The following is a 21,410-nucleotide window of genomic DNA, read 5'->3' as shown; positions in this document are numbered from 1 at the left end:
AAGCGGACAATCGGTCTAGCCCTCTCCCGCTTTCGCGGGAGAGGGTTGGGTGAGGGTCTTTCTGTTTTCCCCAAGCGCAGCGGCAATGGCCTCGACAACGCCATCGAAATTCTCGACGATCTCATGATTCCAGAAACGCAGGACGCGGTAGCCCTTCGCCTCCAGAAAGGCGGTGCGGGACGCGTCCCGCTCTCCATCATGCTGGCCACCGTCAAGCTCGACGACAAGCCTCGCCTCAATGCACAGGAAATCGACGACAAACGGTCCGACCATGGCCTGCCGCCGAAACTTGTGGCCTATCAGCTGCCGCGCCCGCAAGGCTTGCCAAAGCCGCTGTTCGACATGGGTCATGGTCCGGCGCAGCGACGCCGCATGCGGACTGATCTGACGGCGGACCGGATACATGATCCTTATCCTAGAAGAAGAAAGACCCTCACCCAACCCTCTCCCGCGAAAGCGGGAGAGGGCTAGATAATCCGCTTCATGACCTCAGGATCTAAGACGGCTGAACCCGCCCCCGCCGCCCCCCAGCCCGCCGCCCCATGCCCCGCGACTTCATCACATTCCGCCGGAACATCGCCGTGCCGGCGCGGATGATCAGCCAGGTGCACAGCGCCTGCCAGAGCAGCAGCACGAGATGCGGCCAGAGCGCGGGGAACTGCGCCGCCCGCGCCATCAGCGCGAAGGGCGAGCTGAACGGGAAGAGGCAGGCAACGCCCTCGATCAGCGTGCCGGGCCGCGCGGTCGCATAATTGGCGAACAGGAAGATGCCGACCTGCCCCATGCTGACCGGCATGGAGAGCGTCTGCACGTCGCGCACCGTCGCCGCCATCGCGCCGATGCCGAGATAGAGCGAGCCGAGCAGCAGATAGGCGCTGGAGAAATAGACGAAGCCGAGCGCGACGAAGAGCGGCCAGCCGACCGCCGGCGCGGGCACGGCCGGCAGGGCCGATCCCGCCAGCAAGGCGATCGCGCCGCCCAGCGCCGTCCACACCGCGATCGCGATGAGCGCCATGCCGAGCATCGCGAACAGCTTGCCGAGGAAGATCGCTTCCATCGGAATGCTGGCGGTCAGGATCTCGATGATCTTGTTGGCCTTCTCCTCGACCAGGTTGGAGAGCACCATGCCCGCCAGCAGCATGGTCGCGAGGAAGAGGCACATCTGGCCGAGCTGCGCCGTCGCGCTGCGGTCGACCGGCGCGGCCGGGTGGGGGCGCGCCGGCTTCAGGCGGATGGCGAGCGGCGCGGCGACCGCATCCTCGCTCTGCCGCGCGGTGTCGACGAGCAGGCGGACTTCGTCGCCGAGCGCCTGCGCATCCTGCGCGTCGGCATGCAGCACCGGGCTGCGCAGCGAGCCGGCGAGCAGCAGGTCGCCGGAGGCACTCTCCGCGCGCCCTGTTTCCAGCATGGGAAAGTCGGGGACGATCGCCTTCAGCCGCCGCTGCGCCGCGATCAGCCGCGCGACGTCGCCGTCCGGCATCGCCACCGCGATCGTGCGGGCGAGGTCGGGCTTCGCCATGTGGCTGCCGACATTGCCAGCCGCCAGCGCGATGCCCAGCATGATGACCGGCGTGATCAGGAAGAAGATGAACGCCCGCGAGCGGATCAGCGCGTTGAAGTCGCGCCGCGCGATGACCAGCGCCCCGCGCACGATCTCGTTCATGCCCTCGGTCATGCCCGGTCCTCCTCCTGCGCGCGGTCGAGATCGGCCGCAGCCGCCTCGCCCGCGATGGCGACGAAGGCGTCGTGCAGGCCCGGCCGCTCGATCGACAGCGAGACGATGCCGGCATCGCCCTCGATCAGCGCCTTGAGCAGCGGCTCGACGCCCGCCTCGGCCAGCTCGAACTGCCAGTGATGGCCCTGCTGCAGCGCGCCGGGCGGCAGCGCCGCGCGCCAGGGCCCGTCGGCCGCCCGCGTCTCCAGCCGCACCTGCGGCGCCAGGCGATTGCGCGCCTCATCCACGCGCCCGGCGAACGGCACCTTGCCGCCGGCGATGATCGCGATCTCCTCGCACAGCCGCTCGGCATGGGCGATGACGTGGGTGGAGAAGATGATGGTGACGCCGTCCTGCGCCTGCGCGCGGATCAGCCCCTCCAGCTTCTGCTGGTTGAGCGCGTCGAGGCCCGAGAAAGGCTCGTCCAGCACGATGAGGCGCGGGCGGTGGACGATCGTGCCGAGCAGCTGCACCGTCTGCGCCATGCCCTTGGACATCTGCCGCACCGGCCGGTTCATCGCATAAGCGAGGCCATGCCCCTCCAGCAGGTCGCGCGCGCGGCGCCGCCCCTCGGCCAGCGGCAGCCCGCGCAGCGCGCCCATGAAGGCGATTGCCTCGATCGCGCTCATCGAGGGATAGAGGCCGCGCTCCTCGGGCAGATAGCCGACCAGCTTGGCCACCGAAAGCGGCCGGTCCGCGCCGAGCAGCAGGCAGCGCCCCTCGTCCGGCGCGATGATGCCGAGCAGCATGCGCAGCGTCGTTGTCTTGCCTGCCCCGTTCGGCCCGAGCACGCCGAAGATGCTGCCGGCCTTCACCTTCAGGCTGATATGATCGACCGCGCGAAAACCGTCGAAATCCTTGACCAGCCCCTGCGCATCGATGGCGAGCGGCGCGGAGGTGGAGGTGGAGGTGGGGGCGATCGTCATGGGAGCCATGTGCATCCCCGCTGCCTAGCGGCAAAGCCCTAATGGCTTACCAACGCGAGGCGCGTTTATCCGCCTGTCCGGCGACGGGAGCGGCGGCCTTCCGGGCCGCGGCGCAATCGCCCCGTTCCGTCCGCCCGAATGACGGTCACGCGTCGCTGGCGACAAAATCGCCGCGCGCCCAGGCCCACCACAGGAGAGCCGCGCTCGCCAGCAGGGACAGGACCAGCGCCGACAGGGATGCCTCCGGCCCGAAACCGCCTCCGCTCAGCAGCTCGGAGACATGCGCGGCCGGCCGCAACGCGAGCGGCCCACCGGCAATCTCGCCCGTGCCCGAGACCGCCGCGCCCAGACGCCAGCCTTGCGTGAAGTTCCAGCCGGCATGCATGCCCATCGAGGCCCAGGCCCGCCCGGTGATCATGTACAGCGCGATGATGGCCCCCTCGCCCGCGATCAGGCAGGCCACCGCGAACAGGCTCGCATCCGGATTGGCGAGATGCAGCAGCCCGAAGACGACCGCCGCGCCGGCCAGCGCCGGCCAGATCCCGAAGGCCCGCCACAGCAGCCGGAAGATGACCAGCCGCATGACAAGCTCCTCGAGCACGCCCGAACGCAGGGAATCGCGCAGCGCCAGCGCGACGCCGTCGATCGGTTTCGGCGTGATGATCACCCAGCCGAACAGCCATTGCACGCCGACAATGGCGCCGAGCAGCGCGCCGCCGATGATGAGGCCCGCCAGCAATTCCCAGGGCGCGCGGCGCAGGCCAAGCTCCGGCGTCGCCCGCCGCTCGCCGAACCGGATCGTCGCCCGGTAGGCGATCAGAACGGCGAGCAGGCCGATGATCGCCACCACGAGCTTGTAGGCGGCGGGGGCGGCGCTCAGCGAGTCCAGCCGGATCCCGCCGGCCCGGACCGCGAGCCACAGGCCCCCCCGGGCAACTGCATTATACAGGATGACTGTGCCGACGCACAGGACGACCAGCCAGCCCAGCGCGCGCAACCAGCGCCATTTCCCCGGCGCCAGGACTCCCGCCGATCCGATCACCACCATATCCCGCTCCCCCGATGCTGCGCCGCACGCTACCATGGTGTATTATCTTGTCAATACACCATGCATCGCGCCGGTCGGGAGCCTTTGCGCCCTTACCCCAACGGCGCCGGCCGTCTCGGCGATGCCCCACCTCGGCGCGAGAGCTGGCCCGGGAACATCCAGCCCGGATATTCCGGCCCGAGCGCGCTCGCCTCGTCCAGCGCGGCGATCTCCGCCGGGGTCAGCGCGACATCGCTCGCCGCCAGATTCTGCGCAAGCTGTTCGGGCCGCGTCGCGCCGACGATGACGCTGCTGACGAACGGGCGCTGCAGCAGCCAGGCCAAAGCGATCGAGGCGATGCCAATGCCGCGCCCCTCCGCCATCGGCCGCATCAGGTCGATCAGCGCATAGACCTTGTCCATGTCCAGATAGTCGGCCGGCCCGCCGCTCTTGGCGACGCGCCCTTCGCCCGCGACGCCCCGACCCTCACCGGCGTCGGTCCGGCTATACTTGCCCGAGAGCAGGCCGCCCGCCAGCGGGCTCCAGACCATCAGGCCGACGCCCTCGCTCTGCATCATCGGCACGATCTCGCGCTCCAGGTCGCGGCCGGCCAGCGTGTAATAGGACTGGATGCTCGCGATCCGCTCCAGCCCGCGCACGCCCGCGATGCCCTGCGCCTTGGCGACCTGCCAGCCCGCCCAGTTGGAGACGCCGACATAGCGCGCGCGGCCCGAGCGGACGATGTCGTCGAGCGCGCGCAGCGTCTCCTCGATCGGCGTCTGCGGGTCGAAGCCGTGCACCTGATACAGGTCGACATAGTCCATGCCGAGCCGCTTCAGGCTGGCGTCGATCTCGTCCATCAGATGCTTGCGCGAATTGCCGGCATGATTGGGGTCGGTGCCCATCCGCGCGAAGGCCTTGGTGGCGACGATCGCGTCGCGCCGGGCGATGCCGACCTGGCGCAGCGCCGCGCCGGTCAGCGTCTCGGACTGGCCGTCCGAATAGACATTGGCCGTGTCGATGAAATTGACGCCCGCATCGAACGCCTGCCGCACCAGCGCGCTGGCGGCCTCCTGCTCGAGTCCGGCAATGTGGGAGAAGCGCCCTTCCACCGTGCCGAAGGTCATCGCGCCCAGGCAGAGCTCGGAGACGATCAGGCCGGTCTGGCCCAGATGGTTGTAGCGCATGACGGCTCCTCTCGATTTTTTTTGGGTTTGCAGGGGGTGCAAAGGCGTCGCGTGTGCGACTCCGCGCAAGTTTATGGGCTCGCGCTGGCGGCGGCAAGCTTAACATGTGAAGCATCGCGCGCAGCGACCCCGTCGCAACCCGTCGCAAGCTAAGTTTCCTGCGTGACGAACGGCTTGCGCGGTGCCAAGATGGACAGAATCAATAAGCTCAGGAGAGAGAGCATGCGATACCATCTTGCCCTGGCGGGTGCGCTCGCGCTTGCCGTATCGCTCGGCGCCGTGCCGGTGCAGGCTCATCACAGCATGGCCATGTTCGACCAGACCAAAAAGGTCACCATGTCCGGCACCGTCCGCGAATTCCAGTGGACCAATCCGCATTGCTACATCCAGCTGATGGTCCCGGACGCCAGCGGCAAGACCACCGAATGGAGCATGGAGATGGGCGCGCCCATGTATCTCTATGCCAAGGGCTGGCGGCCCGGCACGCTCAAGGCCGGCATGAAGATCAGCATGTCCATCTATCCCCTGCGCAACGGCAATCCGGGCGGCGTCGTGATCGACGCGACGACCGCCGACGGCAAGCCGATCGGGAAGAATATCCAGTGATCCGCGCGGCCCTGCTCGGCGGCGTCTTGCTCTGCGCCCTTGCCGCTCCGGCCCTCGCCGATCCCGCCTCTCCCGCCGCCCGCGCCAGGCAGTTCGCCAAGCTCCCCTACTGGGATGGCCTCTGGCTCACCGAGAATGACCAGACCACCATCGGCGGCCTCTCCGAAGTGCAGGAGGCGGCGAAGGCGACGGGCGAGAAACCCAAAGTCCACCCGATGAAGCTGATCGCGCCCTTCGCCCCGTGGAACGAGGAGGGCAAGCGCCGCCTCGCCGAGGTGCGCAAGACGCAGGGCAATCGCAAGGCGGACGGCTGGGGCTATCCGATGATGATGAACGGCGCCGCGCCGATCGAATTCCTCATCACGCCCGAGGAGACGCTGATCATCAACGGCTATCGCGACGTGCGCCATATCTACACGGACGGGCGCAAGCATCCCGCGCCGGACGATCGCTGGCCGACCGTCTGGGGCGACAGCGTCGGCCATTGGGAAGGCGACACGCTCGTCGTCGACACGATCAGCGTCAAGAACCCGAATGTCTATTTCCACGGCGGCCCGCCGCTCTCCGACGATGCGGACTATGCCGAGCGCATCCGCATGGTCGGCAAGGACCGGATCGAGGTCGAGATGGTGATCACCGATCCGACGACGCTGACGGGCCCGTGGAAGAGCCAGCTCGCCTTCGTGCGCGCCACCGGCTTCGATCGGATGATCCACATGGAATATGACAATGACCGCACCGTCTTCGACGGCGACAACAACACGATCGCGCCGCCCAGGGACGAGCAGCCAGCCCAGCATTAAACGCCGCGCCTGATCATATGCGGCCATCAGGAGAGAGACGATGAGACACAGGATCGGGACCGCCCTGCTGGCCTTGGCCGGCGCCCTCGCCTTTGCCGCCCCCGCGCCCGCCCAGCTCCTCGCCGGCGAGCGCGAGGCGACGGTCGCGCCGATCGACGGCATCGTCGCCCCCGGCGCGAAATGGGAGCTGGCCTGGGCCGGCTTCATGACCGCCGACGGCATGGTCGGCACCGACGATGGCGGCCTCCTGTTCGCGCAGGAGCAGAGCAACAGCATCCGCAAGCTGGCGCCGGACGGCAGCGAGCAGGTCTTCCTCTCCGGCGTCGCGGGCGCGGGCGCGGTGTCGATCGACGCGAAGGGCCGCCTCTTCACCGTCGAGCGCACCTGCACCGATCCCGGCCTCAACATGCCGAGCTGCCCGGAGCTGACCCGCGTCGTCCAGCTCGCGCCCGAGCGGCGCCTGATCGCCAACAGCTTCGCCGATGGCCGTCCTCTGGGCCGCCTCAACGATGTCATGGCCGATGGCCAGGGCGGCGCATACTTCACCGTCGGCGGCGTCTATCGCGCCGCGCCGGACGGCAAGGTGAGCGTCGTCGCGGAGGGCAGCGACGTCACCACCAACGGGCTGGTGCTGAGCCCGGACGGCAGGACGCTCTACGTCACCAACCGCCAGAAGATCATGGCTTTCGATGTCGGCAAGGATGGCGCCACGTCCAACCGCCGCGACTTCGCCGCGCTCGATCATGAGCCGGCCGGCGCGTTCGGTGGTGACGGCCTGGCGGTCGACGATCAGGGGCGGCTCTATGTGACGGCCGGCGCGGGCATCTATGTGTTCGACAAGGCGGGCAAGGAGCTGGGCATCATTCCCGTCCCCCGCCCGCCGATCACGCTCGCTTTCTCGGGGCCGGACAAGCAGACGCTCTTCGTCGGCGCGATGGGCGCGGTCGGGCCGGACGGCAAGCCCTGGACCACCCCCAAGGGCGTCCGCAACGTCGGCATGACCGTCTACAAGCTGCGGATGCTGAGCACCGGCTATAAGGGCCGGCCGAAATAGGCGGCGGGCGGGAAAGGGTTCCTCCTTCCCCGGATGGCAGGGTGCGGCCGGGCGCTCACGCCGGCCGCCAGACCCCGTCGGCGAGATCGGCGGGGTCCACCGTCACGGTCTGCACCAGACTGCCCGTGCGCACGGTCAGCAACGTCGCGACGCGCACATAGGCGGTCAGCGCATTGCCCTCGATCGCCTCTTCCTCGGTCGCGACCTCATAGGGGCCGGCCGGCAGCGTCGCGTCGAGCGCCCGCACGTGAAACGGCGCCCCGAAGGTCACGAGCGATCGGGTGGTGCGGATCGCCATGCGCGATCAGGCGACGCTGGCCACGCCGCGATCGGGATTTTCGCTCGCCAGCCTGTCTTCCTGCTCTTCGCAGTCCGATACGGGCTCGGGGAGCCTGACCTCGACATGGCGCTTGGCTTCGCGCTCCTCGGCAAGTCCTGCCTCGCGGCTCCATGCGACGGCGGCCGAAACCGCGATCGAGCGGACGTTTTCGAGTGTCGCGCCGTTGGCGCGTTCCCGCTGGATGGCGGCTTGCGCCCGGCAAAAGGCTGCTGTCTGAGCCATGATCTTATCCTTTCGATGTGCGACACTCGCGTCGCGGAAATGCGCGGCGCTCAGGCCGATTTGTCGTCCAGCCGCGCCTGACGGAGCGCATCGGCCAGCCGGGAAAAGCGAAACGACTTGTAGTGGAAGCGCGGTGTCGGAACCATCTTGATGCCATAGCGGGCCATCAGTTCGGCATCCTCGGCGTCGATCTCATCGCTGATCGTGGCGCCATTCGGGGCCATCGGAGCCGCTCGGTCGCGAACGGGGCGAAATGTCATGAGATACGATCTCCCGGGCTGGATCGCGACGCAATCGTCGCTTTCACAAGCGGGGAGCCAGCGCTGCCAATTTGCGATCAAGCCCAGGTGCGCCGGGCCAGCACGATGTCATATGGTGTCGCGACCCCGCGCGCACAAGGGACCGCGCCGCTCCGCGAGACCGGACATGCCCGCCCGCCAAAGAAAAAGGGCCCCGCATCGCTGCGAGGCCCTCTATCTCGATCAGATCGAAGCGCGATCAGGCCGCTTCGTATTCGTCCTCGTCGGCGGTCTGCACCGGGCCCGAATCCTGGCCCTTGGCGCTCTCGTCGCGATCGACCAGTTCGATGATCGCCATGTGGACGGCGTCCGAGGCGCGATAGCCGGCCTTGATGATGCGGGTATAGCCGCCTTCGCGGTCCTTGTAGCGCTCGGCCAGCACGTCGAACAGCTTGGTGAGCTGCGTGTCGTCGAGCAGGCGGGCATGGGCCAGACGGCGATTGGAGAGGCCGCCGCGCTTCGCCAGCGTGATCAGCTTCTCGACATAGGGGCGAAGCTCCTTCGCCTTGGGCACGGTGGTCTTGATCTGCTCATGCTTGATGAGCGAGGCCGCCATATTGCGGAACATGGCCGTGCGGTGGCCGGAGGTGCGCTGCAGCTTGCGGCCGCCATAGCGATGACGCATGGGTGTCTTCCTTCGTTCGTTAAGGGGCCGTATCAGGTTCCCCAGACCAGGCAGTGATGAGGGCCACCGCCAAAAGCCCGCCCCTCGAAGGGGTTGAAGCGCCGCCCCAAAGCGGATTCGGCGCGCAAAGTCAAGGAAAAGCGGCCGAGGACGGCCACCTGCCCATCCGCTGCGAAACCGGCGTGCAGATCATGGCATTGCGGCGACGCGGCGCACAGGCTGTTTTCCGCGCTTTGGACGATCCCGCCAATATCCGCACGTATAACGCGAAATATTATTGAACGGCATCTTCACCGATGGATATATATCTTTAGTAATATTTATCTCGCAGCACCCGATGATTTTGCGCATGAACGCGCAGACTTTCGGCGATCATCCATCTTATTCCGGCTGTATTCCAATTTACACATGACATCGCGTGGAACTCATTGCGCGTTCGCCCGTTCGCTGAGTCTCACAAAAGGGAGTCGCGCTATGGGTATTATCATGTGGCTGATCATCGGAGGCGTGGTGGGATGGCTTGCGAGCCTGATCATGCGCACCGACGCGCAGCAGGGCATTTTCCTCAACATCATCGTCGGGATCGTCGGGGCCTTCCTGGGCGGCCTTCTCCTGGCGCGTGGCGAGATCAACAACGCGCCCCTCACGATCGAGACCTTTGCGGTCTCGCTGCTCGGTGCCGTTGTGTTGCTCGGCATCGTCAACCTGCTGCGCCGCGGCACGCTGCGCTAACGACGCCGCAGATCGGTCAGAGAGAGGAGGCCATCATGGCAGACAATAGCAGTTCAAGCTCGAACCTCGGCTTGATCGTCCTCGCGATCGCCGTGCTGATCGCCGCCGCCGTCGGGTTCATGTTCTACCAGAGCCAGCAGAACAAGGACAATGCCGTGACCGGCGCCGCCCAGGCCGTTGGCGACGCGGCGAAGGACGTCGGCGACGCGGCGAAGAAATAGCCGACGCACGCGGGCGGCGGCGCGGAGAATCGGCCGACACGGTCGAGGGGACGCAGATCGGTTTCGCCAACACTAACCCTCGCGTTGGCGAAAGGTGGCTTCGACGGTGTGTGGGAGCGCAGTCGGAGCCACCCCCAACTTGCCCACCCCCTCTGCGGAGCCGGGGGGCTGACCAGCTCGCTGGCCATCATCATCACAGGACAGGAAAATAATGTCCGTCACAGCGAAGGGGGATGGTCGGGCCGAAACCGCAATGCCCGGAAACGTTCTGATCGTGGAGGACACGCCGATCGTCGCGACGGCGATCTCGACGATGCTGCTGGAGCTCGGAATCGAGGATGTCACGATCGCCGGGAGCGTCGAGCAGGGCCTTTCCTCCCTGGAGGAGGCGCGGTTTCACCTGGCCATCGTGGATCTCCAGCTCGGTGACCAGAACGGCCTCGTCGTGGCGGAGCGCTGCGCGGACCTCAAGATCCCCGTCATCTATTCGACCGGGCATGGCCCCGTGATGGTGCCGGTCGTCTATCCGGGCGAGGCCTTTCTCCAGAAGCCCTATACGCTCGCCCAGCTGAAAGGCGCCATCGAGGCCCTGTGCGGCCAGCATGGATGACCGCCGCCGTCGCTTCCGGCAGCGTGACCGGCCAGACGATCATCGCGCCCCACGGAACGATTGCCCCGCCCGGCGGTTCTGCCTCTGACAGGGCGCGCCCTTCGCGCCCGTCCCGGAGGACCCATGAAAACCGCCCCTTATGCGAGAAATGGATTGGCCCTTGGATTGCTGGCGGGCGCCGGCGCGCTGGCTGGCGCGGGCCTGCTGATCTGGCGGGCGTGGCGCGGCCGCCAGCCGCAGGACGCGCCCGCCGCCGCCTTCGCCGGCACCGGCGCTCACAAGGACAGCCCCGTCCAGGTCCGCGATGCCGGCCCCGAGCACATCCGCGACGAGGATGGCGAGGATTGGGACGCGCTCGACCAGGCTTCGGACGAGAGCTTCCCGACCAGCGACCCGCCGACCGCGAACGATTTCCGCACGCCCGAGCCGATCGACTATTCGGACGGCAAGGCCAGCCGCCCGCACTGACCGCACGCCCGTCGAACGGGCGTCGGACGGCCGGGCGCGCCCCCACGCGCCCGGCCGCCGCTACGGCACCCGCACCGAGGGCGCCCCGCCCGGCGCCAGCATCAGCGCATGCAGCGCCCAGACCATCGCGTCGGCCCGGTCGGGTGATCGCCCCGGCCCCTCATAGCCGCCGCCCGCGATCAGCCCGGCGAGCTGCGCTTCGAGCACCGGGAAGCGCCCGGCGAAGCGCGCCCGCCCAGCCTCGAACAGGCCAGCGGCCGGCTCGGCCCGCGCCGCCTTGCTCCGCGTTGCGCTGACCAGCGTCACCGCCATGCGCAGCCCCGCGCTCGCCAGCACGCTGCGCACCATATCGCCGCCCTGATTGCCCTCGGCGATCACCCGGTCCGCCCCATGTCGCTCCGCCGCCGCCGCGACCGCCCGCGCCCAGCCGTCGGGCGAGCGCCCTTCCACCGTCTCGTCCGCCAGCACATGGCCGATGCCGCGCCCGTCCAGCCCGCACGCCACGATGCCGCACACGCCCGCCGCGCTCGCCGGCGGATCGACGCCGATCACCACGCGCACCAGCGCCGCCGGCTCCACCGCCGCCCCCCGGCTCGCCTCGATCAGCGCCGCCGGCCACAGCGTCCCGCGCAGATCCGCGATCAGCTCGCCGCCCAGCTCCTGCCGCCCGAGCCGCGTGTCGCCATACTCGGCCGTCACCGCCGCCAGCCAGGCGTCCGGCAGGTGCGGATTGACCCCGCTCGCCCCGCCGGTCTTCACCGTGTCCGCCATCGCCAGGATGCGCGTCAGCACCGCGCTGCCCTCCCGCGGCGTCGTCGTCACCAGCGCGCGCGGCCGCTCGCCGGCGCGCAGGCCGAGCTGCAGCATGTCCCATGTCTCCTCCGGATGCCGCCATTTCGCCAGCTCGTCGCACCAGGCATAATGATGCTCCGGCCCGCGCAGCGCCTCCGGATTGGCGCCGGAGAAGAGCGCCGCCTCCGCCCCGCACGGCCAGATCACCCGCTGCCGGCTCGGCTCGAAGCGCGGCCGCGCCTGCACGTCGCGCCCCGCGCCCGCCCCGGCCTCCGCCGCGATCGCCAGGATGCCGCTGCGCCCCTCGACCATGATGCGCCGCGCCTCGTCCGCCGTCGCCGCCACCAGGGCGATGCGCAGCGGCTCGCCCGCCCCCGCCGCCCCGTCGCCCGCCGCCGCCGCCGCCCGCACCATGGCGGCGACCCACTGCGCCCCCGCCCGCGTCTTGCCGAAGCCGCGCCCCGCCATCAGCACCCAGGTCCGCCAGTCGCCCGGCGGCGGCACCTGCCCGGCATGCGCCCACTCCCGCCACGCGCTCTGCCAGACGTCGCGCTCGCCGTCGTTCAGCCCGCCGAGCACGCGCGCGCGCTTCTCCGCCGTGCGCAGCCGCGCCGCGAAGATCTCGCGGATGAAGTTCATGCCTGCCTCCATGATTTCGGGAGCACGAAACCGCCCCAGCGCGCGCCCAGGCCCCTCTCCCCGGAGCCGTCCGCAATCGACGCTTCCGCTCCCCCTCCCGCAAGCGGAAGGGGGCCGGGGGGTGGGCACTGCGGCATCACCGTCCAATGCCCCACCCCTAACCCCTCCCGCCTGCGGGAGGGGACCGCCCGCCTATGCAGGCAGGCCCCGCTTCCCTATACCCCGGCTCCCCCGGCCTCCTCCCCCGCCACCGCCACAGCCGCCTCCTTCGCCGCCCGCTTCGCCGCCTCGCGCGCATCCCAGCGCTCGATCGCCTCGATCTTGCGCAGGATGCTCGCGCGCACCGCATCCAGCGTCGGCGCCTTGCGGTTCGCGTCATAATGCTGCGCCTTGCCGCCACGCACGGAGGCGCGATGCAGCCGCAGCAGGTTCATCATCTCGGCATTGCTGAGCGGCTCGCCCGCCTGCTCCCAGTCGCCGTCCAGCTCCAGCCGCACGACGCTGTCCGTCGCCCGCTCGACGAGCTGCGCCTCGATCCGCGCATAGCCATGCTCCATCGCCTCGGCCCAGAGCGCCGCGAAGGCCGGATAGCGCAGCCGGCGCCTGTAGATCGCCACGGTCGAGAAGCCGACCTCCCGCGCCGCCAGCCGCACGTTGCACGTCGCCGCCAGCATCTCCAGGAACACGCGCTCGGCCCGCTCGGACCAGCGCTTGCCCGTGGTGTCGATGATCTTGGTCTTGCCGTTAATCGCCGGACGCACGACGCGACCAGCCAGCGGTGACGGCACCGCGAGCTCCTTGCCCATGGGGATGATCCTGATCTGTTGAGAAATGCAGCGCGAGCGGCGCCCCAGGTCAAAGAGGCAGGACTCGCAATGTTCCTGTTTTGTACCAGATCAGCGTGACGATGTCAAGGGCAGTCGGGACCACCAGAACAAGGATCATTCCAATGAGTTGCCACAAAGAAGGTTTGGTATATCATTCTCTCAGAGCTGCCTGTTAATAATTTAATGAGATGAAATATGGACTTCAATCCACGATATTTTGGAGATCAGTCCCCTGAGATAGTTACACACAGACCAAACACCGGATTGCCAAATCGCGTGATACTTGATGCCAATATTATTCTTTATTTCTTCTTATTTTTGGATGGCCCGATTCACGTTTTGGGGAGGCTAATATCGGAAGGATATACTCTCTATATTACCAAAACCGTTTTGGAAGAATGCCGGAAGACTCTTGAGAAAAGCCGCGACAATTATGAGGAAATTTTTGATGTCCTTAAAAAATCTATAGAAGGTAGCCAGATAATGATGCTGGACTCCGGGAATGATTTCCCCGGCGTTAATCCATGCGATCGTCATTTAGCGCGCGCCGCAATCGATATTGATGGCTACGTGCTAACTGACGACACTCCTCTTTTGCTAGAATTAGATAGATCTCACGTTCACGGCCGCTCCCTTCGCGAACAGCTTTGGGAGTTTTCAGATGAAAAAACCCAGCAGTGGTTACTATCGCTCGGCACATGCTTCGCAGCCGACGGTCATATCCTTATTAAAGCAACTTTTAACCCTAGTTACTTAACATCATGGCGCGCAAAATTTACGCTTTGGTTCCACCCTTCGCTCGGCACTCTCATCTACGACGGTTCCATTTCAGCTTTCGTATACATTCCTTGGGACGGTAGTGCGCCCATTCGTCTTCCATTCGTTCTTGAGCGCGGCATACCATTCGCGGCGCTTCTCAACTATTCAGTTGGTTAGACACAACGATAACGCTCAAAGCCCGTCAATTAGGCGGCACTTCCCAATCAAGATCAGCGAAACAGCGGCAGCTCACAACCTCGCCGGACACGTCACTCGCCCTCTCTCTGAACGGACCAGATTCATGGGCCGGTTATGTTCATTTGATTACATTTGGGCCCTACCAACTCAGCCCAAAAACTTGGAATTCTTGCTCGCAACTTGTTGGTGTTGCGCCTCCGACTTTGACTTCTGGCCTGGCGCTAGCGGGCGCGGTTTTTGCAAAAGTGGAGGGCAACATGATGAGGCGCATGCCATGGGATGCTGCGGTCCTGCTTGCGAGAATCGCCGCGCCAGGACTTTATCGATCCAAGAGACACGAGGAGCTACCCCAAGATTGGAATGCCTTAGGGTTTGAACGTGATAGACCAGTTTTTGATGAGCAACTTGACAGGCTTTTGGCACGATATGCCATCCAGCCTACATGGTAGATAAGAAAAGAAGCCCCCGCTTTTCGGCGAGGGCCCTTTGATCCCATACAAGGCAATTCGCCTTATCCCAAAAGCCCCTGCTCGATCTCGTCGAGGCTATTGCGCCCAAGTTCGGCATGCCGAGAATACACGCGCCCTCAGACTTCGACCACCACCACCCCCAGCGCCAGCGCCGCCTTCGCCATCTGCTCGTCCAGCGTGACGAGCGCGCAGCCGTTCGCCATCGCAACGGCCAGATGCAGCGCATCCCCGGCGCGCAGGCCGAGGTCGCGCCGCTGGCAGAGCGACGCGGCCTCCCGAAAGATGCTTTCCTCGATCGGCAGGCTGCGCAGGGCCTGTGTGAACAGCCGCCACTCGGCGAGGGCGGCGATCAGGATCTCTTCGCTGATCGCGCCCATGCGGGCCTTGAGCGCCAGCGCGCTGGAGAACTCCGTCAGCGTCCATTGGCTGATCGCCATCGCCTCGCCCCCGCGCTCCGCGATCAGGGCATGCACCCGCTCCGTTGCCGGCTCCCGAATGAAGGCCGGCACGATGGCCGAGGTATCCAGATAGAGCAACGTCACGCCGGATCGCGCCCGCTCAATAGCGGTCGGCGTCGCGCAGCCGCCGGATGAACGCCCCGGCGCCTTCCCTCTGCACCGATTGCGCCGCGGTCAGCCGCCGCAGCCGCTCGACGTCCAGCGGCGGCCCTTTGCGATCCGCCGGGATGACGCGCGCCACCGTCTTGCCGCGCCGCGTGATTTCCACGCTCTCCCCGGCCATCACCTTGTCGATGAGTTCGGAGAGGTGCGCCTTGGCGTCGGCGATGCTGTAGCTGTCCAAGAGATCCTCCGCCGCAAGATGGTCAACCAGATGACCATATAGCGGATGAGCGTCAAAAAAAAGCCCCCGCCTTCCGGCAGGGGCTCCTTGCATCCTCCAAGCTCCAACCGGGTCAAAGTACCACTTTGACCCGAAGGCTTTACCCCAGCAATTCCTGCTCGAGCTTCTTGGCGATCTCCTCGATATTCTCCGGCGGCCAGCCCGGGATGTCCATGCCCAGCCGCAGGCCCATGCTCGAGAGCACTTCCTTGATCTCGTTGAGGCTCTTGCGGCCGAAGTTCGGCGTGCGGAGCATCTCGGCCTCGGTCTTCTGGACGAGGTCGCCGATATAGATGATGTTGTCGTTCTTGAGGCAGTTGGCGCTGCGCACCGAGAGCTCCAGCTCGTCCACCTTCTTGAGCAGGTAGCGGTTGATCTGGTTGGTGTCGCCCTCGTCCGCCTCGCCGCCGGCCGCGCCGGCATGGCCGCCGCTCGACGGCATCGCGCTGGGCAGCGCATCCTCGAAGTGGACGAACAGCTGCAGCTGGTCCTGCAGGATGCGCGCGGCATAGGCCACCGCGTCCTCGGGCGTCACCGTGCCGTCGGTCTCGACCGTCAGGTTCAGCTTGTCATAGTCCAGCTCCTGGCCGATGCGCGCATTCTCGACCTTGTAGGCCACCTGGCGCACGGGCGAGTAGAGCGCGTCGACCGGGATCAGGCCGATCGGCGCGTCGGCCGGGCGGTTGTTGACCGCGGGCACATAGCCCTTCCCGATGTCGGCGGTCAGCTCCATGTTGAAGCTGGCGCCCTCGTCGAGGTGGCAGATCACCAGATCCGGGTTCATCACCGCGATGTCGCCGGTCACGGCGATGTCGCCGGCCTTCACCTCGGCCGGGCCGGTCGCGCTGAGCTGCAGGCGGCGGGGGCCGTCGCCTTCCATCTTGAGCGCGATCTGCTTGACGTTGAGGACGATGTCGGTGACGTCCTCGCGCACGCCGGCGAGCGAAGAGAATTCATGCAGCACATTCTCGATCTTGATCGAGGTGACCGCCGCGCCCTGCAGCGAGGAGAGCAAAACGCGCCGCAGCGCGTTGCCGAGCGTCAGGCCGAAGCCCCGCTCGAGCGGCTCGGCGACGAACGTCGCGCGCCGCTTCGGGTCGCCGCTGGCCTTGAGCTCAAGGCTGTTGGGCTTCTTCAATTCCTGCCAGTTCTTGATATTGACAGTCATGTATTTCCCCTGGGGTTTGGGCGGAGGTGGGATTGGTCAGCGCTGGTCCTGATCCCGCCTCGGCCTTACAAAACGATCCGGTTCGCTTGGTTCCCCTGTTCGGGCGCCGCGCGGTCCGGCGGGTTCGTCAGACGCGGCGGCGCTTGCTGGGGCGCACGCCGTTGTGCGGGATCGGCGTCACGTCGCGGATCGAGGTGATGGTGAAGCCCACCGCCTGGAGCGCGCGCAGCGCGGATTCGCGGCCCGAACCGGGGCCTTTGACTTCGACCTCGAGGGTACGCACGCCGTGCTCCGCCGCCTTGCGGCCGGCATCCTCGGCGCAGACCTGCGCGGCATAGGGCGTCGACTTGCGGCTGCCCTTGAAGCCCATCATGCCGGCGCTGGACCAGCTGATCGCATTGCCCTGCGCGTCGGTGATGGTGACCATGGTGTTGTTGAAGCTGGCGTTCACATGCGCGACGCCGGCCGAGATGTTCTTGCGTTCGCGCCTGCGAATACGCTGGGGTTCCCGTGCCATCTGCTGATATTCCTACTCGAAAACGTGGTGCTGGCTGAGCGGGGGAGCGTCGTGCGGCCTCTTGTGTGTGGCGCTGGCGCCCGCCCGGTTCGGCGGAGGAGAAGCTGGGCCTTGCGGCTTACTTCTTCTTGCCGGCGATCGGCTTGGCCTTGCCCTTGCGGGTGCGCGCATTGGTGTGCGTGCGCTGGCCGCGGACGGGGAGGCCCTTGCGGTGGCGCAGGCCACGGTAGCAGGCCAGGTCCATCAGGCGCTTGATGTTCATCGCGGTCTGGCGACGCAGGTCGCCCTCGACCGTGATGCCGCCGTCGATGGTCTCGCGGATCTGCAGCACTTCGGCGTCGGTGAGATCCTGCACGCGGCGGCTCTCTTCGATGCCCAGCTTCTTGGTGATGGTCTCGGCCGTCTTGGGCCCGATCCCATGGATATAGGTCAGCGCGATGATCACGCGCTTGTTCGTCGGAATATTAACGCCTGCAATACGCGCCATAAAAACTTTCTCCTGCTCCACGGGACGCTGTGGCGAACGGCCCATCTCAACGCTTCACTTGCCCCAGGACGCAAAAAGGACGGCGGGCGCCTTCATGCGCTGCCGTTTGACCTATCGTCTCGGGATCGGCGGGCGTTAGCGCGAGTCGGCGAGTCTGTCAACTGCAAGAGAAGCCGCTTTTGCGCGCTATTCGCATCGCTTCTACGATGCGCCGTCGAGTAAATGGATTGTCCTCTTCAGATTTTCAAGATCAATCCTGAAGCGATCCGGCGTGTCCGGTTCGGGGCGTCCGACAATGAATCCAAACGTCCCATCATAAAAATCCACCAATCCCTTGTGATAGGCATAGAAGCGGTGGGGATCCTGCAGGACGAGCAGCTTCAGCGCATCGGGCGCAAAGAAGTGGAGATGGTTCAGGTGGGATCCCTCTGCGCTCACCACCATTTCCGCATCCCGCACCGCGACAGCGATCTCCTGAGCGGAAAGCGAGGACGGAACCACCGTGCGGAACCCTAGATCCTCCAGCATGGCTTGGATCAGCGCGAGATTGGCCGGATCGCGCGGGCGCGCACCGGCACCGCGCGAAAGATAGATGTGCGACCCCGCTGATTGCCCCGGCATAAACGCCGCCCTGTCTCGCAACGTCTGCCGCAATTCCATGAAACGACGTTCCCAATAATGATTATGCCCCATGTCATGCAGAAGGATCAGCCTGTCGAACCGCGCTTCCCAGAGATAGCGGCAGGCAAGGCCGCTCATCTCGCGAAAGGCCGGTTCGTGCGGCCAGAGCTTCCGCGCCACCCCGACCGACGGCAGGCCGAGCGAGCGGCCATGGAGCTCGCTGACGAGGCTATCCCGGACCCAATGGCCGAACTGCTGGCCCGAAAGTCCGCTGGTCGAGAGGAAAGCGTCTCGGAAGTGGATCGGATCAGCCTCGCCAAAATGAGATCGGGCCGCAGGAAGCACGGAAGGAAAACGCCCGACATAGCGCCCTGCTTTCAGGGTGATATTCTTAATGTGCGCAGGCTCGAACATGTATTCGACCGTCGCTCTGTGCAAATGTGAACCTCCGCTGATGCGCGTCCATTCAAGCTGAGCATCGCCATCCTCAGGATAGCCGAGCACGGCTTCGAACTCCCCGGGAAGAAAAATAGCGCGCTTGCCAACCGACGGCACTTCCGGCGCAATCTCCCGCACGGATGTCGCCGCCGACGCGAACGAGACTGGCCGGATCCTGTTCATCAATCGGGAAAGGAAAAATTCCATGAGGCCAGCCAATAAGGAACAATAAACAGGGTAGCGCGGAGCGTCGTCGTGAGATGAAGGCAGCCGGTGCCCTATCAAAGGGCCCGACGGCAGGCAATTGTCATGCGAGAGACCGCTTCCGATGAGACTGCGGAAAGAAAAAGGCGACGACTGACGGGATTTTCTCGATGACTGGGCCGCTGGAAAAGTAAGCGTTATGGACCTGGTAACGCCCCAAGTGTAAGGCTCCGCCAGGTAAGGCTCGGCTCGCCCAGCTTCGACTGTTTATGCCTGTGGGAGACAGCATTGCGAATTCTGAAGACGATCGAGGACGCGTCGCAGCAGCGCTACGACGTGCTGGTGGTGGGCGCGGGTTTCGCCGGTTCGGTCATGGCCGAGCGCATGGCGGAGGAGGCCGGGCTCAATGTGCTGGTGATCGACCGGCGCGAGCATGTCGCGGGCAATGCCTTCGATCATGAGGACGCTTCGGGCATTCTCATCCATCGCTACGGCCCGCACATTTTCCACACCAACAGCGAAGACGTCTTCGCCTATCTCTCCCGCTTCACCGATTGGCGCCCCTATGAGCACCGCGTCCTCGCCCAGGTCGAGGAGAAGCAGGTGCCGATGCCGATCAATCGCACGACTCTCAACATGATCTTCGGCAAGAGCCTGTCGACCGACGAAGAGGCCGAGGAATTCCTGGCCGGCATGGCGGAGCCGCGCGACGAGATCCGTACCTCGGAGGATGTCGTCGTCTCGAAGGTCGGGCAACATCTCTACGAGATGTTCTTCCGCGGCTATACCCGCAAGCAATGGGGCCTGGACCCGTCGGAGCTCGATCGCTCGGTAACGGCGCGCGTGCCGACCCGTGTCGACACGGACGACCGCTATTTCGGCGATAAGTTCCAGCAGATGCCCGCCAACGGCTACACTGCCATGTTCGAGAAGATGCTCGATCATCCGCGCATCTGCATCCTGCTCGACACCGACTACAAGGATGTGGTCGGCAAGATCGACTATGACCGCATGGTCTTCACCGGCCCGGTCGATGAATATTTCGATTTCCGTCTCGGCAAGCTGCCCTATCGCTCGCTGCAGTTCCGCCACGAGATGGTGGATCAGGAGCAGTTCCAGCCCGTCGGTGTGGTGAACTATCCGAATGAGGCCGTGCCCTACACGCGTATCACCGAATATAAGCACCTCACCGGCCAGGTCGCGCCCACGACCAGCATCACCTACGAATATCCCTCGGCCGAGGGCGATCCCTATTATCCGATCCCGCGACCGGAGAACCAGGAGCTGTTCCGCGAGTATGACAAGCTCGCCAACGCGGAGGAGAATGTCCTCTTCGTCGGCCGGCTCGCAACCTATCGCTATTATAACATGGACCAGGTGGTCGGGCAGGCACTGGCGACCTTCCGCCGCGCCTTCGTCGAGACCAAAGAGGCATGAAGACGGCACTGAAGCCCGTCGCCAAGCGGCTCGCGCGGCAATATGCCTATCGCCAGTCCGCGCTCTCCGCGACGGTCGGCTGGCAATTCAGGCAGAATCCGCGCCCCATCCACCTGCTCCTCGTCAGCGACGACAGGGTGATGACCAGCGAGCAGCAGTTCGCGCCCTTCGAGCGCCACGCCGCCGCGCTGCGCAAGGCGCTGGGCCTGGTCACGCGACCGGCTTCGATCGAGGCGGCACTGGCGATGAGCCCGGGCGACTTGGCTGGCTTTGCGGCAATCGGCCTGAAGCTGGGGTTCCGTACGCCTGCCGACGAGGCGGTGGCGATTACCCGGCAACTGCACGACCGGCTTGCCGGCGCTGGGGTTCCGCTCATCTATTTCGATGGCGACGACGACAGCAGCATCCAGTGGCCGGGCGTCCTCGCGGCGAGCGATCTCTATGTGAAGAAGCATGCCTATGCCGATCGCGCCGATTATGGCGTCACGCGCATCGGCAAGAGCAATCTCACCGATTACATCGCCCGCTCCCAGGGCTTCGACTTTTCGGGCAACGAGATACCCACCTCGCCCGCCATCGATCCGGCACTGGCGGAGCGTGTCATGGTCGGCTGGAATATCGGCCTCGACGACAAGATCGCCGATCTCGCAAAGCGCATGACGGACGTGGATCTGGACAATCGCCCCGTCGACGTGTGCGGCCGCGCGACCGCGGCGCCCGACAGCTGGATATACGCTTTCCGCGAGCCAGTCGCGCGCCAGCTTTCCGCGCTCGAAGGCGAGCTCAACGTGACCGTGCCGACCGCTCGCGTCGACCAAGACGAATATTATCGCGAGATGCTCTCCAGCAAGATTTGCGTCAGCCCGTTCGGCTATGGCGAGCTCTGCTGGCGGGATTTCGAGGCGGTGCTATGCGGCTGCCTCGTGGTGAAGCCGGACATGAGCCATATCGAAACCGCGCCCAATCTCTTCGTGCCCGGTGAAACCTATGTGCCATGCGCGTGGGACTTTTCCGATCTGGCCGATGCCTGCCGCCGCTATGCAACGGATGACGAGGCGCGCCTACGCATCGTCCAGAACGCGCGCGATGCGTTGCTCGAGAGCCTGACGCCCGGCTGGTTCGTCGGTCGGGTGGCGCGCGTGCTGCAGGCTGCGGGCGTCATCGCCGACTGACGTTCGC

At 65.8% G+C, this 21,410-nt stretch carries 28 protein-coding genes; 11 read left to right on the top strand and 17 right to left on the bottom strand.

Going from position 1 to position 21,410, the window contains the following annotated elements; genetic code table 11:
- Positions 1–15 precede the first annotated feature (15 nt).
- The 5 genes from KK488_RS07150 to KK488_RS07130 all read right to left on the bottom strand — a co-directional run bounded on the left by KK488_RS07150 (position 16) and on the right by KK488_RS07130 (position 4,854).
- Positions 16–405 carry an endonuclease domain-containing protein gene (locus KK488_RS07150; RefSeq protein ID WP_214622471.1) on the bottom strand — a complete coding sequence of 130 codons (390 nt, stop codon included), beginning with the start codon at positions 403–405 and terminating at the stop codon, positions 16–18.
- 91 nt (positions 406–496) lie between these two features.
- Positions 497–1,675 carry an ABC transporter permease gene (locus KK488_RS07145; protein ID WP_214622470.1) on the bottom strand — a complete coding sequence of 393 codons (1,179 nt, stop codon included), beginning with the start codon at positions 1,673–1,675 and terminating at the stop codon, positions 497–499.
- A complete protein-coding gene (locus KK488_RS07140) occupies positions 1,672–2,640 on the bottom strand; it encodes an ABC transporter ATP-binding protein (RefSeq protein WP_432653839.1) in 969 nt (322 codons plus the stop codon). The genes KK488_RS07145 and KK488_RS07140 overlap by 4 nt, the downstream gene beginning before the upstream one ends.
- 145 nt (positions 2,641–2,785) lie before the next feature.
- Positions 2,786–3,688 (bottom strand): CPBP family intramembrane glutamic endopeptidase, encoded by a 903-nt coding sequence (locus KK488_RS07135; protein WP_214622468.1) that lies wholly within the window; start codon positions 3,686–3,688, stop codon positions 2,786–2,788.
- A 92-nt stretch (positions 3,689–3,780) separates the two neighbouring features.
- A complete protein-coding gene (locus KK488_RS07130) occupies positions 3,781–4,854 on the bottom strand; it encodes an aldo/keto reductase (RefSeq protein ID WP_214622467.1) in 1,074 nt (357 codons plus the stop codon).
- A 222-nt stretch (positions 4,855–5,076) separates the two neighbouring features.
- On the opposite strand from KK488_RS07130, the gene KK488_RS07125 reads away from it, so the two are divergent.
- From KK488_RS07125 to KK488_RS07115, 3 genes are read left to right on the top strand one after another with little or no spacing between them, the layout of a single operon-like run.
- Positions 5,077–5,460 (top strand): DUF6152 family protein, encoded by a 384-nt coding sequence (locus tag KK488_RS07125; protein WP_214622466.1) that lies wholly within the window; start codon positions 5,077–5,079, stop codon positions 5,458–5,460.
- Positions 5,457–6,263, top strand: a complete 807-nt coding sequence (locus KK488_RS07120; protein ID WP_214622465.1) for a hypothetical protein — start codon at positions 5,457–5,459, stop codon at positions 6,261–6,263. Before KK488_RS07125 ends, KK488_RS07120 begins: the two co-directional genes overlap by 4 nt.
- A 40-nt stretch (positions 6,264–6,303) precedes the next feature.
- Positions 6,304–7,317, top strand: coding sequence for an SMP-30/gluconolactonase/LRE family protein (locus KK488_RS07115; RefSeq protein ID WP_214622464.1), 1,014 nt, complete (start codon positions 6,304–6,306; stop codon positions 7,315–7,317).
- A 55-nt stretch (positions 7,318–7,372) separates the two neighbouring features.
- Here the strand turns inward: KK488_RS07115 and KK488_RS07110 are convergent, their stop codons facing one another.
- The 4 genes from KK488_RS07110 to rplQ all read right to left on the bottom strand — a co-directional run bounded on the left by KK488_RS07110 (position 7,373) and on the right by rplQ (position 8,803).
- Positions 7,373–7,588, bottom strand: coding sequence for a hypothetical protein (locus tag KK488_RS07110; protein ID WP_214622463.1), 216 nt, complete (start codon positions 7,586–7,588; stop codon positions 7,373–7,375).
- A gap of 33 nt (positions 7,589–7,621) precedes the next feature.
- Complete coding sequence (locus KK488_RS07105) at positions 7,622–7,879, bottom strand: hypothetical protein (RefSeq protein WP_214622462.1); 258 nt, start codon at positions 7,877–7,879, stop codon at positions 7,622–7,624.
- A 50-nt stretch (positions 7,880–7,929) separates the two neighbouring features.
- A complete protein-coding gene (locus KK488_RS07100) occupies positions 7,930–8,103 on the bottom strand; it encodes a hypothetical protein (protein ID WP_214622461.1) in 174 nt (57 codons plus the stop codon).
- 274 nt (positions 8,104–8,377) lie between these two features.
- The gene (gene rplQ, locus KK488_RS07095; RefSeq protein ID WP_214622460.1) at positions 8,378–8,803 is read right to left on the bottom strand and encodes a 50S ribosomal protein L17; all 426 of its coding nucleotides are present in this window, start codon (positions 8,801–8,803) and stop codon (positions 8,378–8,380) included.
- A gap of 56 nt (positions 8,804–8,859) precedes the next feature.
- On the opposite strand from rplQ, the gene KK488_RS07090 reads away from it, so the two are divergent.
- The 5 genes from KK488_RS07090 to KK488_RS07070 all read left to right on the top strand — a co-directional run bounded on the left by KK488_RS07090 (position 8,860) and on the right by KK488_RS07070 (position 10,834).
- Positions 8,860–9,084, top strand: coding sequence for a hypothetical protein (locus KK488_RS07090; protein WP_214622459.1), 225 nt, complete (start codon positions 8,860–8,862; stop codon positions 9,082–9,084).
- A 193-nt stretch (positions 9,085–9,277) separates the two neighbouring features.
- Positions 9,278–9,535, top strand: coding sequence for a GlsB/YeaQ/YmgE family stress response membrane protein (locus tag KK488_RS07085; protein WP_214622458.1), 258 nt, complete (start codon positions 9,278–9,280; stop codon positions 9,533–9,535).
- Positions 9,536–9,570: 35 nt separating this feature from the next.
- Positions 9,571–9,756 (top strand): hypothetical protein, encoded by a 186-nt coding sequence (locus tag KK488_RS07080; RefSeq protein WP_214622457.1) that lies wholly within the window; start codon positions 9,571–9,573, stop codon positions 9,754–9,756.
- Between the two features lie 253 nt (positions 9,757–10,009).
- A complete protein-coding gene (locus KK488_RS07075) occupies positions 10,010–10,366 on the top strand; it encodes a response regulator (RefSeq protein ID WP_214622456.1) in 357 nt (118 codons plus the stop codon).
- Between the two features lie 123 nt (positions 10,367–10,489).
- Positions 10,490–10,834 (top strand): hypothetical protein, encoded by a 345-nt coding sequence (locus KK488_RS07070; RefSeq protein ID WP_250890154.1) that lies wholly within the window; start codon positions 10,490–10,492, stop codon positions 10,832–10,834.
- Positions 10,835–10,894: 60 nt separating this feature from the next.
- On the opposite strand, the gene KK488_RS07065 is transcribed toward KK488_RS07070, so the two are convergent.
- Both KK488_RS07065 and KK488_RS07060 read right to left on the bottom strand, forming a co-directional pair.
- Positions 10,895–12,265: a terminase large subunit domain-containing protein gene (locus KK488_RS07065; RefSeq protein ID WP_214622455.1), complete on the bottom strand. Its 1,371-nt coding sequence runs from the start codon at positions 12,263–12,265 to the stop codon at positions 10,895–10,897.
- Positions 12,266–12,480: 215 nt separating this feature from the next.
- Positions 12,481–13,071: a hypothetical protein gene (locus KK488_RS07060; protein WP_214622454.1), complete on the bottom strand. Its 591-nt coding sequence runs from the start codon at positions 13,069–13,071 to the stop codon at positions 12,481–12,483.
- 216 nt (positions 13,072–13,287) lie between these two features.
- On the opposite strand from KK488_RS07060, the gene KK488_RS07055 reads away from it, so the two are divergent.
- The gene (locus KK488_RS07055; RefSeq protein WP_214622453.1) at positions 13,288–14,028 is read left to right on the top strand and encodes a PIN domain-containing protein; all 741 of its coding nucleotides are present in this window, start codon (positions 13,288–13,290) and stop codon (positions 14,026–14,028) included.
- A gap of 607 nt (positions 14,029–14,635) precedes the next feature.
- On the opposite strand, the gene KK488_RS07050 is transcribed toward KK488_RS07055, so the two are convergent.
- From KK488_RS07050 to KK488_RS07025, 6 genes are all read right to left on the bottom strand, one after another.
- Positions 14,636–15,061 (bottom strand): type II toxin-antitoxin system VapC family toxin, encoded by a 426-nt coding sequence (locus KK488_RS07050; protein WP_214622452.1) that lies wholly within the window; start codon positions 15,059–15,061, stop codon positions 14,636–14,638.
- A gap of 16 nt (positions 15,062–15,077) precedes the next feature.
- On the bottom strand, positions 15,078–15,320 hold the full coding sequence (locus KK488_RS07045; RefSeq protein ID WP_214622451.1) for a type II toxin-antitoxin system Phd/YefM family antitoxin: 243 nt from the start codon (positions 15,318–15,320) through the stop codon (positions 15,078–15,080).
- A 139-nt stretch (positions 15,321–15,459) separates the two neighbouring features.
- On the bottom strand, positions 15,460–16,527 hold the full coding sequence (locus KK488_RS07040) for a DNA-directed RNA polymerase subunit alpha (protein ID WP_214622450.1): 1,068 nt from the start codon (positions 16,525–16,527) through the stop codon (positions 15,460–15,462).
- Positions 16,528–16,654: 127 nt separating this feature from the next.
- Positions 16,655–17,044: a 30S ribosomal protein S11 gene (gene rpsK / locus KK488_RS07035; protein WP_184475630.1), complete on the bottom strand. Its 390-nt coding sequence runs from the start codon at positions 17,042–17,044 to the stop codon at positions 16,655–16,657.
- A gap of 118 nt (positions 17,045–17,162) precedes the next feature.
- Positions 17,163–17,531, bottom strand: coding sequence for a 30S ribosomal protein S13 (gene rpsM, locus KK488_RS07030; protein WP_214622449.1), 369 nt, complete (start codon positions 17,529–17,531; stop codon positions 17,163–17,165).
- 201 nt (positions 17,532–17,732) lie between these two features.
- The gene (locus tag KK488_RS07025; RefSeq protein WP_214622448.1) at positions 17,733–18,773 is read right to left on the bottom strand and encodes a glycosyltransferase 61 family protein; all 1,041 of its coding nucleotides are present in this window, start codon (positions 18,771–18,773) and stop codon (positions 17,733–17,735) included.
- A gap of 309 nt (positions 18,774–19,082) precedes the next feature.
- Between KK488_RS07025 and glf the strand changes: the two genes are divergently transcribed.
- On the top strand, positions 19,083–20,231 hold the full coding sequence (gene glf / locus KK488_RS07020) for a UDP-galactopyranose mutase (RefSeq protein WP_250890153.1): 1,149 nt from the start codon (positions 19,083–19,085) through the stop codon (positions 20,229–20,231).
- Positions 20,228–21,403: a glycosyltransferase gene (locus KK488_RS07015; RefSeq protein WP_214622447.1), complete on the top strand. Its 1,176-nt coding sequence runs from the start codon at positions 20,228–20,230 to the stop codon at positions 21,401–21,403. Before glf ends, KK488_RS07015 begins: the two co-directional genes overlap by 4 nt.
- Positions 21,404–21,410: the final 7 nt, after the last annotated feature.

The organism is Sphingobium nicotianae, assembly GCF_018603885.1.
GTDB classification, from domain to species: domain Bacteria; phylum Pseudomonadota; class Alphaproteobacteria; order Sphingomonadales; family Sphingomonadaceae; genus Sphingobium; species Sphingobium nicotianae.
This window is presented reverse-complemented; position numbering and strand designations above follow the sequence as displayed.